At 33.7% G+C, this 13,715-nt stretch carries 13 protein-coding genes; 10 read left to right on the forward strand and 3 right to left on the reverse strand.

Annotated elements, in window-relative coordinates; all coding sequences use genetic code 11:
• The first annotated feature begins 193 nt into the window (after positions 1-193).
• The 3 genes from JZO69_RS04085 to JZO69_RS04095 all read left to right on the forward strand — a co-directional run bounded on the left by JZO69_RS04085 (position 194) and on the right by JZO69_RS04095 (position 2,549).
• Positions 194-847, forward strand: coding sequence for a 3D domain-containing protein (locus JZO69_RS04085; RefSeq protein WP_207111624.1), 654 nt, complete (start codon positions 194-196; stop codon positions 845-847).
• Between the two features lie 168 nt (positions 848-1,015).
• Positions 1,016-1,378 (forward strand): PTS glucitol/sorbitol transporter subunit IIA, encoded by a 363-nt coding sequence (locus tag JZO69_RS04090; RefSeq protein ID WP_207111625.1) that lies wholly within the window; start codon positions 1,016-1,018, stop codon positions 1,376-1,378.
• 4 nt (positions 1,379-1,382) lie between these two features.
• Positions 1,383-2,549, forward strand: coding sequence for an AI-2E family transporter (locus JZO69_RS04095; RefSeq protein WP_207111626.1), 1,167 nt, complete (start codon positions 1,383-1,385; stop codon positions 2,547-2,549).
• A gap of 114 nt (positions 2,550-2,663) precedes the next feature.
• On the opposite strand, the gene JZO69_RS04100 is transcribed toward JZO69_RS04095, so the two are convergent.
• The gene (locus JZO69_RS04100; protein WP_207111627.1) at positions 2,664-3,284 is read right to left on the reverse strand and encodes an FMN-dependent NADH-azoreductase; all 621 of its coding nucleotides are present in this window, start codon (positions 3,282-3,284) and stop codon (positions 2,664-2,666) included.
• 211 nt (positions 3,285-3,495) lie between these two features.
• Positions 3,496-3,789, reverse strand: coding sequence for a rhodanese-like domain-containing protein (locus tag JZO69_RS04105; protein ID WP_207111628.1), 294 nt, complete (start codon positions 3,787-3,789; stop codon positions 3,496-3,498).
• Positions 3,790-4,071: 282 nt separating this feature from the next.
• Between JZO69_RS04105 and licT the strand changes: the two genes are divergently transcribed.
• The 3 genes from licT to JZO69_RS04120 all read left to right on the forward strand — a co-directional run bounded on the left by licT (position 4,072) and on the right by JZO69_RS04120 (position 8,469).
• Entirely contained in the window at positions 4,072-4,914 is an 843-nt protein-coding gene (gene licT / locus JZO69_RS04110; protein ID WP_207111629.1) for a BglG family transcription antiterminator LicT, read from the forward strand.
• 185 nt (positions 4,915-5,099) lie between these two features.
• Positions 5,100-6,977, forward strand: a complete 1,878-nt coding sequence (locus JZO69_RS04115; protein WP_207111630.1) for a beta-glucoside-specific PTS transporter subunit IIABC — start codon at positions 5,100-5,102, stop codon at positions 6,975-6,977.
• A 43-nt stretch (positions 6,978-7,020) separates the two neighbouring features.
• Positions 7,021-8,469, forward strand: coding sequence for a glycoside hydrolase family 1 protein (locus tag JZO69_RS04120; RefSeq protein ID WP_207111631.1), 1,449 nt, complete (start codon positions 7,021-7,023; stop codon positions 8,467-8,469).
• Positions 8,470-8,542: 73 nt separating this feature from the next.
• On the opposite strand, the gene JZO69_RS04125 is transcribed toward JZO69_RS04120, so the two are convergent.
• On the reverse strand, positions 8,543-9,451 hold the full coding sequence (locus JZO69_RS04125) for a helix-turn-helix domain-containing protein (protein ID WP_207111632.1): 909 nt from the start codon (positions 9,449-9,451) through the stop codon (positions 8,543-8,545).
• Between the two features lie 650 nt (positions 9,452-10,101).
• Here JZO69_RS04125 and JZO69_RS04130 point away from each other — a divergent pair.
• The 4 genes from JZO69_RS04130 (at position 10,102) to JZO69_RS04145 (ending at position 13,708) form a co-directional block, all read left to right on the forward strand.
• Entirely contained in the window at positions 10,102-10,692 is a 591-nt protein-coding gene (locus JZO69_RS04130) for a guanylate kinase (protein WP_207111633.1), read from the forward strand.
• Between the two features lie 106 nt (positions 10,693-10,798).
• Positions 10,799-11,446, forward strand: coding sequence for a TetR/AcrR family transcriptional regulator (locus tag JZO69_RS04135; RefSeq protein ID WP_207111634.1), 648 nt, complete (start codon positions 10,799-10,801; stop codon positions 11,444-11,446).
• Between the two features lie 325 nt (positions 11,447-11,771).
• Positions 11,772-12,611 (forward strand): VOC family protein, encoded by an 840-nt coding sequence (locus JZO69_RS04140; protein WP_207111635.1) that lies wholly within the window; start codon positions 11,772-11,774, stop codon positions 12,609-12,611.
• Positions 12,612-12,670: 59 nt separating this feature from the next.
• Positions 12,671-13,708, forward strand: coding sequence for a serine hydrolase (locus JZO69_RS04145; protein WP_207111852.1), 1,038 nt, complete (start codon positions 12,671-12,673; stop codon positions 13,706-13,708).
• The last annotated feature ends 7 nt before the right edge of the window (positions 13,709-13,715 follow it).

A 13,715-nucleotide genomic window follows, 5' to 3' on the forward strand; every position in this document is an offset into this window, starting at 1 on the left:
TCCTTAATATAACGGGATATTTTTGAACTACTTTTATTTTTTTTACTAAAAAAAGATGAAAATATTTATAATATGACAATCGATAAAACGCTTTCTTGCATACTGTAACGTAGCCTTAATTAAATAGTAACCATTAACGTTTTGACCCATGATATGATAACTCTCGTATGAATTTTAGGGAGGAAACTATTTAATGAAGAAACGATGGTTACCAATTTTGTTTATAATAAGCTGTTTTGTTACTGGATCCGTGATTCCTGTATACGCAGCAGAAAATAAAAGCAGCGAACTAGAAAGCTTAACGAGCTACACTGTTGTGTCAGAACATACAGCCAAAAACTTCTCTCGCTCATTGATCCACTCATTAGCTCAAGGAGAAGCAATTCAACTTGTAAAAAGTGATATTTTAAATAAAGAAAAAATAGAAAAAGAAAAAGTAGTGAAAGCTGAGGCAGCTAAAAAAGCACAAGCTGAAAAAGTTGCAAAGGAAAAAGAAGCAGCCGAGAAAAAACAAGCGGAATTAGATAAACAAAAAGCAGCAAATGCAAAACCAAGTGGACAAAAGATGATGATGGAAGCTACTGCATACTCATGTAATGAAGGATTTATCGGTGGTGGAAATCTAACTGCTATGGGTCAAGATCTTCGAGTAGATCCCATGGCAATTGCGGTCGATCCGTCAGTGATTCCATTAGGTACTAAGCTATATGTAGAAGGTTACGGTGAAGCTATAGCTAGTGATACAGGCGGTGCAATCAAAGGAAATATTATTGATCTACATTTTTCTGATGTCTCTCAATGTATTGAGTGGGGAAGAAGGCAAGTAGAAGTAACGATTTTAGCATAGTCTTTTAGCATTTGTAGAAAATAAGAAAAAGCTGTGGTTGGGAGATGACTCATGGAGTTATTTCCTAGCCATATTTTTTTATGCGTGAATAAGCTTAAATTATTGAATATGAAAAAAAGTTATATGCTATAATGAAGATTGATTAATTGGAGAAGGAGCGATAATGATATGGAAGCTGTAGTAACAGAAGTTGGCATTCAAGCACTTGATGAAAAAGAACCGATGATCATACTTTTTGGGGAAAGCGCGACAGAAGGTTTGAAAGAATATTCCGTCATTCAAAAATTTCAAGGAACGCAATCTTTGGAAATGAAAAAAGGCGATCGTTTAAAAATTGATGAACAAGAATATACATTATCTTACGTTGGACCATTTGCGAACAATAACTTAAATAGTATTGCCCATGTGACATTGGTTTTTGACGATGTACCTGAAGAAGATGCAATTGTTAATGGTCTATATGTTACTCCTAGTATATTTCCAACAATCAAAGTTGGAACAATAATAGAATATGTATCGCTTGGAGTGTGATTGAATGGAACAAGGAAAAGATAAAGACACACGCTTTTCGTGGTTTTGGCGTTGGTTTTTAAATAATCAGGTTGTAACAGCATTATTGGTTGTATTATTGATTTTGTTGATCTTGCTAGTTTTTACAAAAGTATCTTATTTATTTAAACCGCTTTGGCAATTTATGGGAGTTGTTGGTCTACCGCTGATCATGGCAGGGATTTTATATTATTTGATGAATCCAGTGGTCGATTATCTAGAGAAGAAACAAATTCCTCGTATATGGAGCATCATCGGATTGTTTATTATTGTAGTAGCGTTGATCATTTGGGGATTGGTTGTCATTGTTCCTAAAATTCAGGAACAAACAGTCAGTTTTGGAAATCATTTTCCTCAGTATATCGATACGATTGATACGAAGATGCAAGAATTTTTAAGCGATCCTTTCTTTGCTCAATTTAGAAGCCAATTAGAAGATACGGGAGACAAATTGATTAGCTCTTTAGGGGATATCATTCGTAATATTTCGACATTTACTGTTCAAGGCTTGGGGAATTTTGTAGGTGCTGTTGCAACTGTTGTAGTAGCAATTATTACAATGCCATTTATTTTATTTTATCTTTTGAAAGATGGTAAACAGTTAGCACCGTATTTGATGAAATTTTTACCTAATAAAATGCGCAAGCCAACCTTAAAAGTTTTAGGAGAAGTTAATTCGCAAGTTTCTTCATATATTAGAGGTCAATTGACTGTTGCTTTTGCAGTAGCAGTGATGTTTATTCTAGGTTTTTCATTTATTGGATTGGATTATGCGATCACTTTAGGAATTACAGCAGGCTTTCTTAATTTAATTCCTTATTTAGGCTCATTTTTGGCGATGGTGCCAGCAGTCTTTTTAGGAATCGTAGGCGGTCCAGTTTTATTAGCCAAAGTTTTAGTCGTTTTTGTTATTGAACAAACGATCGAAGGACGAGTAATTTCGCCGCTTGTATTAGGAAGTCAGTTAGATATCCATCCAGTGACGATTTTAGTGGTATTACTGACGTCTGGAAAGTTATTTGGTGTAGTGGGAGTCATTTTGGGTATACCAGTATACGCAGCAGTTAAAGTACTTACAACACACCTTTTTGAATGGTATAAAGATGTCTCAAGTTTGTATCACGAAGATGAGGAATTAAAAAAACTAGAATAATAAAAGAAGCTGGGAAATAACGTCGAAAGTTATTTCCTAGCTTCTTTAAGTTCAAAAGTGTTGCGATTAAGCTTAGCTATCGTAGCGAACTATTTTTGTTTCGGTACACTTCGTTTAAAATGTTTTTCCAAGAGTTGTTGCTTGATCCATTGCTGCACCTAATAATTCTTCGGCTTTTTCTGGGTGATGGTCGATACCTTCAATAAATAATTGATCAACTTCAGCAACACCGATAAAGTTTAAAATTCCTTTTACATATTGAGAAGCAAAATCTTGTCCTTCGTAAAAACCACCGTTTGATTGAATATGCAAGGCTTTTTTACCGTTTGTCAAAGGTTTTGGACCTTCTTCAGTATATTTGAAAGTTTTTCCAGCAACGTTGATTGTATCAACCCATGCTTTTAAACGAGTCGGAACATTTAAATTCCATAAAGCATTGGCAATAACTACTTTGTCAGCGCCTAGGAATTGATCCGTTAATTCGTTGAAACGCGCAACTTTTGTTTGTTGGCTTTCATTTAATGCAGTAAATTCAGTACCAGTGCGTAATGCACCCCATCCAGAAAGTAACTCCTCATCAATTTCAGGAACGAAATCAGCGTAGACATCAAGAACGTCGATTTCATCAGCTGGATTTTGAGCTTGATAACTTTCTAAAAAGGTTTCTAATGCACGGACAGAACGAGATTCTTCTTTAGTAAGTGGGTGTGCTTTAACAACTAGTAATTTTGACATGTAAAGTCTCCTTCGAATACCTAAGTATGATTATTTATAAACAAAAACTATTTTACTAATAAAAAGTAAGAAAAGCAAGTTTTTACTTAAAATATATGAAAAGTAAGCACTTTTCATGATTACAAATAAGAAAAAAGTGACTGGGCTATCACTCTATGAGTGATAGCCCAGTCACATAAAAACAGTATAAACGCTTTTATATTGTACAATATTATGAAGCTTTAGCTAGTTGTTGCATCCCACCGATTACATGGACAGCATGAAAACCTTTAGAAGCCATAAAAGAGGCGATAACTTCAGAACGGCGTCCGCTGTAACTAATAATATGGTAGGTTTTTTCTTTATTCAGCTGTTTTAACATATTAGGTAAAACAGTGGCAGGCAGTGACATAGAATGTGCTAAGTGTCCTTGTAAAAAACTTTCAGTTTCACGAATATCAATGACGTTAAGCTCAGTTTCAGTATAAAGTGTTTCAAAATCTGGTGTTGAAATTGATTCAAACATGTAACTCATCCTTTGAAAATATGTATTTTTTAAAACTATGGCATAGATTGTAACTCTTTTTCTGAACGTTTGCAATGCGACTTTGACATTTCTTAATAGTTGTCTAAATAATCATTTTTTATTTGTATTTGAAAAGGGTTGCAAATCAATTAAATTAATGTTATGCTGTCCATGTAATAAGGATTGTTACTGTTCGGCAGGCAAAACCTGAATCTTCCATAGCAACTTATTTGGGTGGATTCTAGGTTTTTTTCATTTGTATTTGTAAAAGTGAGGTTCATCATGAATATTGAAAAAATTTTAAATAATAATGTCGTCATGACAAAAAATGAATCAGGTGAAGAAATCGTCTGTATGGGCCGAGGACTGGCATTCCAGAAAAAAATTGGTGATGAGATCGATCCAACTTTTATTGAAAAAGAGTTTGTTCTTAAAGATTCCATCACTTCAGGACAATTTCAGCAGTTATTTGCAGATATACCTGTAGAAGAAGTCGAGCTAGTTAAAAAGATCGTAGATATTGCGGAAGAAGATTTAGGCATCGAGCTTTCATCGAATATCTACTTAACATTGACGGACCATATCCATTATGCGATTATGAGAGCCAATGAAGGTCTTGAAATGCCCAACCCATTGATGTTTGAAACAAAAAAGTTTTATCCTAAAGAATTTGCGATAGCTAGAAAAGGTGTAGCGCTGATCAAGGAGAAACTGAACATTGAGTTTTCAGAAAGTGAAGCTGGTTTTATTGCCTTTCATATCGTAAATAGTGAACAGGCAAATGGCAACATGGAAGTGACAATGTCAGCTACTGAAATGGTGCGAGATATCCTAACGATCGTCAGTCGTTATTTCGGGAAGCCATTCGATGAAGATTCATTGAATTATCAAAGAATCGTGACGCACTTACAATATTTTGCTCAGCGTTATTTGCAAAATGAAGCCCACGATGAGGAAGATGACTTTCTTTACGAGTTGATTCAAAGTAAATATCCTAAGGCGTTTCAATCGGTACAGAGAATTAATGACTATCTAGTCAAAAAATATCAAAAACCAATCGATAAAGCGGAACAAATTTATTTGACCATTCATATTCAGCGAGTAGCTGGAGAGAAAAAAATATAGTATGTAACTTTATTGATTACAAAATTTAACTTTCAATCGAAGCGGATTGTTACTGTTTAGCAGGCAAAACCTAGATTGAAAAAACAAGCGATTTATCTATATTTATGTTTTTTAAGTATAGTTGATCATTGTTTTTTCAGTTTAGGTTTTTTTATATAAAAAATAATGGAAAAGGGGCATATAAAATGAGTAAAAATCAAGAAATAGCTGAACGCGTTTTAACGCTAGTTGGCGGAGAAGAAAACGTGAATAGTGTAGTTCATTGTGCAACACGTTTACGTTTCAAATTAAAAGATGAGGAAAAAGCAGATACTGAAAAATTAAATCAAGATCCTGACGTGATTCAGGTTGTTAGAAGTGGTGGGCAATATCAAGTCGTAATTGGCAGTCATGTTAGTGATGTCTATAAAGAATTGATGGCACATAGTGGTTTAGGTGACGATGATTCGGAAAAAGACGCAGGACCTAAAGGTAATATCTTTAATCAATTGATCGATATTATTTCTTCTATTTTTACACCGTTCCTAGGCGCAATGGCCGGAGCTGGGGTTTTAAAAGGATTCTTAACATTAGCTGTTACACTGAATTGGCTGACTGATAAATCAGGTGTTTATGTTGTTCTTTTTGCAATTGCTGATGGGATTTTCACATTTCTACCGATTCTACTGGCATTTACTGCTGCGAAAAAATTCAAAACAAATCAGTTTTTAGCAGTCTGTTTAGCAATGGCGCTTGTTCATCCTAGCATTACGGCTTTAGCTGGACAACCGTTGACTTTTGCAGGTATTCCAGTAATTATTGGAGCAAGTGCTTATACTTCATCTGTTATCCCGATTATTTTAGCAGTCTATGTTCAAAGTTATGTTGAGCGTTTCTTTAAGAAAGTAATTCCTTCTTTCTTACAAATTATCTGTGTTCCTTTAGCAGTTTTCTTAGTAATGGCACCAGTTACGTTTATTGCAATTGGCCCAATCGGTACAGTTTTAGGTGATTTACTAGGTAAAGGTTACAATGGAATTTATGGTTTTAGTCCAATTATTGCAGGTGCAGTGATGGGTGGTTTATGGCAAGTATTCGTTATGTTTGGAATGCACTGGGGCTTTGTGCCGATCATGATGCTTAATCTTTCTCAAGCAGGTGGTGGTGTTGATACAATGGCGCCAATGTTATTACCAGCTGTATTAGCTCAAGGTGGCGCTGCATTAGCTGTATTCTTTATGACAAAAAATGTGAAATTAAAAGGTTTAGCTCTTTCATCTACAATGACATCCGTATTTGGTATTACAGAACCAACTGTTTATGGTGTTACTTTACCACTTAAAAAACCATTTATTGCTGCATGTATCGGTGGAGCAGTCGGTGGAGCATTTATTGGTTTCAGTCATGTTCAAAACTATGTATTTGGTTTGATTAGTTTATTGAGTTTACCAGGATTTATCCCTCAAGATACAAAAGATACATCTGGCTTGATTGCTGCAGTAATCGGAACCGTGATTGCTTTTGTCATTGCCTTTGTATTAACATTTATTTTAAAATTTGACGATAAACCAGATGCAGGCAGTGAAACACCTGTAAAAGATACAAATTCTAATTTAGACACAAAAAATGATAAAATTGTTTTAACAAGCCCAATCACAGGTACAATCGTTCCTTTAGACAAAATCGAAGATCAAGTATTCTCATCAGGAGCTTTAGGTAAAGGAATCGCAGTTGAACCAACGTTAGGTGAACTATACGCACCTGCTAATGGAGAAGTCACAACACTATTTCCAACAGGTCATGCAGTTGGGATCACAACAGAAGATGGTGCAGAAGTTTTAATGCATATTGGTATGGACACTGTTGAGATGGATGGTGACGGATTTGAAATAGAAGTGAAGCAAGGCGATAAAGTGAAACAAGGCGATCTATTAGTTAAATTTGATATTGAAAAAATCAAAGCAGCAGGACACCCTGTGGTGACACCTGTTGTTGTAACAAATAGTGGCGATTATTTAGATGTACTAGATATGGAACAAACAGACGTTTTACATGGAGAAGATTTCTTGGCAATTGTTCGTTAAAGAAATTGATTTATTACGTTTTTAAATTTAGGAGGAAAATCGTATGTCAAACAAAATAACTGTATTTCCAGATGGATTTTTATGGGGCGGCGCAACTGCTGCCAATCAATTAGAAGGGGCTTATCGCTCTGATGGCAAAGGATTGTCAGTTGCAGATGCAATGCCAGGCGGCAAACAACGTTTTCAGATTTTAGGTAGTGAGACATTTAATTGGGAAATTGATGAAGATAAATTTATTTATCCGAATCATCGCGGAATCGATCATTATCATCGTTTTAAAGAGGACATAGCTTTATTTGCAAAAATGGGCTTTAAATGTTATCGATTCTCGATTGCTTGGTCTAGAATTTTTCCTAAAGGTGATGAAGCTACACCAAATGAATCAGGTTTGAAATTCTACGATCAAATGATTGACGAGTGTTTAAAACATGGGATCGAACCTGTGATCACAATTTCTCATTATGAAATGCCTTTGCATTTAGCCAAAGAATATGGTGGCTGGAAAAATCGTAAAATGATCGATTTCTTTGAAAACTATGCAACAGTTGTGTTGACTCGTTATGGTAAAAAAGTAAAATATTGGATGACGTTTAATGAAATCAATTCAGCATTCCATTTCCCAGCTCTAAGCCAAGGAATGGTCAAAGCAACAGGTGCTGGTGATTATCAAAATATCTTCCAAGCATGGCATAATCAATTTGTAGCTAGCGCCAAAGCAGTAAAAATCGGTCATGAAATCAATCCGGATATGCAAATTGGTTGTATGATCATTTATGCAACAACGTACAGCATCGATGCAAATCCAGTCAATCAAATGGCAACATTAGCTCAAAATCAAGAATTTAACTTCTACTGTACAGATGCTCAAGTTCGTGGTGAATATCCTGCTTACCAACAACGGATGTTTGATAAATATGGTGTCTCAGATTTAGAAATCGGTGCAGATGATTTAGAATTAATGAAAAAATATTCTGTTGATTATATTGGTTTTAGTTACTATATGTCGTCAGCAGTCAATGAAACAGCTGAAGAAGAGGATACAGTTACTGGAAATCTATTAGGTGGTGTGCGTAACCCATTCTTAGAAGCAAGTGAATGGGGCTGGCAGATCGATCCTGAAGGGTTGAGAATCGCTTTGAACGAATTGTACGATCGTTATCAAAAACCGTTATTCATTGTTGAAAATGGCTTAGGTGCAATCGATAAAGTAGATGAAAACTTTTATGTAGAAGATGATTACCGTATTGATTATCTACGTCGTCATATTGAAGCAATGTCTGATGCAATAAAAGATGGTGTTGATTTAATGGGCTATACACCATGGGGCTGTATCGATTTAGTAAGTGCTTCAACAGGTGAAATGAGCAAACGTTATGGTTTTATCTATGTTGATCTAGATGATAATGGTGAAGGTACGATGAATCGCTATGAGAAAAAATCATTTAATTGGTACAAACAAGTGATAGAAACAAATGGACAAGATTTAAAATAAAGAAAAAAACAGAGCTGTAAATCAGAGAGAAACATCTGATTTACAGCTCTATTTTCTAGTTCAGAAAAGAATGTTAATATTTAAATAAACCAGTGGGAAAATCATTTTTATTGGTAACGGTGAAGTTACTGTGGGTCAAGTATGTTACCTCTTTTTTTAATATTTCAGCTTGATGAACGTCACCAATATTTTCTAATAATTTAATAAAATCATAAATATACTCCATGTATTGATGTTCACCAGTTAATAGATATTCGAGTAGATTATTTAAATATTGAAGATTCATACGGTAGTTATAATTTTTTCCGTCCTTATCTTGCTTTTTAGCAATAGCTAAATATTTCTTTGCACCAGCGTAATCCTTTGCATGTATTCTAGAAGTAATTAAATTCGTAATCGTATTATAAGCAAAATTTTTAGTTGTTGCATCCCTCAGATCTTCATCCGCAATTGGAATAGCTCGCATAAGGATTAAGTCTTGTTGTTTTTCGTTAAAGAATCTAACTGTGTTAGATAGAATCAGATAATCATATTGTTGATAATAATCTTTTTTCAATAAATAGTCTGTTATCTCTTTAATTTCTCTGTCGGTTAGTGGGGGGATTTCTTCCCAAAATTGAGAAAAATAAACCTTGATAACAATGTAATTTGAACGTTCTTTTAAATTGTATTGAAATTTAGCCAACTCTTGATAATAATCAATTAGTTTTTGTTTTGTTGATTTATTATTTAAATGTTCCGCACAGTAGTAAAATAATGCTCTAAATTTTTTTTGCTCCTTATCTAAAGATACACGAGAAAAAAATTCTTCTGGTGAAAGTGATAATTTATTTAAAACTTCTGCCAATGTATCAATTCGTATAATTTGTTTTCCGTGTTCAATGCGAGAATAAGATGAAGGATCTAGATGATTATCCAACATTTCTTTTTGTGTAAGATGTAGTTTTTTTCTAAAAAAACGTAAAGTTTCACCGATGTTCATATGATTCACTCCTAAAAATTGCAGGTATGAGATTAAAAATGAGAATTGTTAGACAAAACTGAATTATTTGAAAAAATGCGTCTATTATTTGCTTTATATGCAATAAAATTAAGTGGTTGTTTATTTTGTTCTTTAAGTTTGTTATGGTTTACTTATAGAGGTTTTGTTATCTAAACAACTTTTATAAATAGTTTATAGATTGGGGGAGTAAAAATGTCTTTAAGTATTGCTGTTGTATTATTTAGTCTTTATGCTTTCACTGCCGGAACATAAAAACACATGCATCTCCTAACATATCAAAGCTTGGGGAAGTTTAATTAACGCTGTTAGAAGATGCATAACAGTATTTCTAATAAAATACCATTTATATGATTATATCATATGGATTACAAAAGGGAAGTTATTTTTTACCATATTTTTAATTTGTTTTTTAGAAGGTGATAATGAATGTGCTTACTAATAAATAAAATCATTTATAATAATATAATTGCGCTAAGCATTTATTTACAAATACCTTTTAATTATTCAATTATCCAAACTAAATAAAACACTTAATGGCAGACATGAATTAAATATCGTGGTTGTCTATTTCTTTATCGTTGAAGCAGGATTCTAGTTGTTGTATAGTGGCTGGTAAGGGGGAATGCAGAGTGGAAAGAAAAAAATTAAACTATCCATTCTTTGTTATCATCGGCCCAAGCGGTTCTGGGAAAACTAAGGTTGCAGAAGCTGTTTTTCCTGCAGCATACAAAGTAATCTCGAACACGACACGTCAGATGCGTAAAGAAGAACAAGATGGTGTTGATTATTATTTTAAGACGAACGAGCAGTTTCAAGAGCTAGTAAGAACCAATGCTTTAGCAGAACATGATACTTATCATGGAAATCAATATGGAGTCGGAATTGACGAGTTGCTTCAAAAAACAAGTGATCATTATGCATATGATGTTTTAACGATCAAAGGGTTTCAAGATATAGAAAAAAGATTTGGAAACATGGTTATTCCTATTTTTTTAGAAGTATCTAAAAAAAATGTATTAAAAAGACTGCAATCACGTGAAGATGAGGATGAGATTATTAAAGAACGTTCTGCGTTGTATGATCAAGAATATCAAAATAAAGACAAAGTGATAACCTATCAAAATTCTTATCTTATAGATGCAAATCAATCGTATGAAGAGGTTGTTAAAGATGTGAAACAAGCAGTAGATGAAGTGCTCAAAATAAACAGATGGTTGTAAAAAGACAAGAAAAAAATCCAATTATTTTTCCATATTTTAATTTTCCAATGATATGATGACAGTGTGTCACGTTTTAGTTGTCGTGTATTGGAAAGGAAGGTATTAAATGCCAAAAACTACTTTTTTTCATTTATCTGAAGAAAAACAGCGTAGATTGTTAAATGCTGCGAAAAATGAATTTTCTAGAACATCATTAAAAGAGGCCTCGATTGCGAATGTCGTAAAGCTAGCTGAAATACCAAGAGGTAGTTTTTATCAATATTTTGAAAACAAAGAAGATCTTTACTATTATTATTTTGAATTGCTAAGACAAGATAGCAAAAAGGATATTGAAAAATGTATTCAAAAAGCAGAGGGAAATTTGTTTGAAGGAATAAAGATATACTTTTCAAAAATTATTTTTGAGGTTTTAACTGGAGAGCATGCATTGTTTTATAAGAATTTTTTTATGAATATGGATGATCAATCAACCAGTCGTGTGTCTCCTCGCTTCATTACAAGTAATAAAAAAGGAGCAGAACACCAGAAAAAGAGACATGGTCATCAGATTTATGCGCGTATAGACCTTACTCAATTAAAGATCAATAATGAACTAGAATTTAAAATGCTTATGCAAATGATCATGAATAGTATCTTTTCTTCGATCACAGAGGGATATCGACAATTAGAAAAAGATTCCGAATACGACATCCAGGAACTTATCAATAATTTTAAAGTAAAGTTAAATTGGTTAGAAAATGGAGTCAGTAAATAAAGTATGAGCTATGATTGTTATCTAATAGTTACTAAGTTCCTTAACCGTCTAAAAGCGTAACATAAAAAAAACATTGGATAAAATGATCATCTCGTTTTGTCTGATTATATCTGCAGTATATTTAATGTTAGTTGATATGTGTGTTTGAATTGGGACAGAGATGAATCAATATTAAAGCTTATTCAGTCAATTGGTATAGGTGAAAAAATTCGAGATTCTCAAAGATTTCTTATATGCCCTCATTTTTTGAAAAGAGCATTTACTTGCCGAAATCATTAGAGATGTTTAGAATAAATAGAGGGAGACATTCGGAGGGGGAAGACGGATGGAAAAGTTTCAACTATCAGAAGATGTATATGTGAAAACGATTGCGCTTCGAGTAAAAAATGTAGATAGCATGGTTAGCTTCTATAAGAATGTGTTAGGGTTTATTTTAAAGTTAGAAGAAAATAATTTATCATTATTTGGCTCTCAGAAAAAGGATAGCCGCTTGCTCATATTAGAAGAGACCGACTCACAAGAAGGTCAAATGAGTTTTTTTGAGAAGGCTGTTTGTTTTTCTTTATTAATTCCAACAAAGGAAGAATTTGGCAGTATTTTAAGAAGAATTACATCACATAATTATCCAATTGACAGAGCAATAAAGCAGGGAAAGCGAAAAAGTGTATTTCTCAAAGATCCAGAAGGCAATGAACTTGAAGTTTGTTATCAAGAAGGTGCAGAGGATCAAAGTATGAAAGCAATTGAACGATTAGATATCGACGCACTTGTACGTCAAAGCAAGGTTTTGTATTCAAGTCTTTCGGCAGATGTACGTTTTGATCGAATTAAACTGAGTGTGAGAGATAAAGCGGAGCATTATAGGTTTTATCAAAGGATATTGGGGATGACTTCTAAGGGGAAAACGACGGATCAATTATTGATGAATGAAGGAAATTTTTCGATTCATTTAGATGATTGGGTTAAAGAAAGTAGTAAAAAAGCAACCGAAGAAGAAGCTTTAGGCTTGGACTTTTTTGTTTTGACAATAGGACATAAAAAAGAGATGGAAAAGCTGAAGCAGCATTTAGAAGAGCAAAAACAAGAATTTTTTGTAGATAAAAAATTAACTATTTTAACCATCTATGATCCTAGTAAAATCGAATGGTGGTTTGTCAGAAATTAAGAAATAATTTCGATGATTTAAAAAATCTTGACATAAGGTTTGAATGAGGAAAAATAATGATATATAAAGAGACGACAGAAAAAATCAAAGAATTGATGGATGAGGGAGTTTTTCCAGGTGTTAGTTTTTCTTTTATAACAAAGGACAAAGTTGAAGATCATATTTGGGGGAATGCTCAAATATTACCCGCAGTCGAACCCATGAATTGTTCGCTGCTATTTGATGTGGCCTCTTTGACTAAAGTGATTTGTACGACGACCGTTGTTTTACAGTTGATGGAAAAGAAAATCATAGACATTGACCAGCCGTTCAAAGCATATTATCCAATATTTGAAGATGAAAAAATAACGATTCGGCACCTTCTGACGCATACAGTGGATATTCAAAGTTACATTAAAAATCGAGATTCATTGTCAAAAGATGAGTTGCGCTCGGCCTACTCTCAGGTGAAATCTGGTGACCTGTTAGGAAAGCAAGTTGCTTATACAGATACAGGGACGATTTTACTTGGATTTATGTTGGAAGAATTAGTTGGAAAAGAGGCTATTGAGATCTTTGAGGAGAGAGTTTTACAACCTTTAGGAATGTCAGACAGTCTTTTTTTACCTGAAGATCCTTTAAAAACTGTTCCAACTGAAATTCATCCTGTGCGAGGATTGATCCGTGGTCAAACTCATGATCCAAAGGCGTTTGTCTTAGCTGAACATGCGGGAAATGCTGGCTTGTTCACCAATTTAACGGATATGAAAAAATTTGTATCTATGTATTTGAATGAGGGATCATACAATAAAAATCAAGTATTAGAGAAGAATACGATCGATTTATTATTAAGAGATCAAACACCAAACGGAAAAGGGCGGCGTTCTTTAGGATGGGATTTGAAACATGATTTCACCGATAGCCCCTTGTTGTTTCATACAGGTTATACAGGTACTTTTTTATTGATCGATCCTTTGGAAAAAGAAGGGTTTGTATTTTTATCCAATCGGGTTCATCCAAATGATAATAGAGCAGAATACATCAAAAAAAGAGACGAGCTTATTGAAATATATTTAAAAGAAAAAATAACAAACAAAGATGAATCGCTTTCTTTTTAGTGGTATA

The sequence above is a fragment of the Candidatus Enterococcus ikei genome (assembly GCF_017316105.1).
Classification (GTDB): Bacteria; Bacillota; Bacilli; order Lactobacillales; family Enterococcaceae; genus Enterococcus_L; species Enterococcus_L ikei.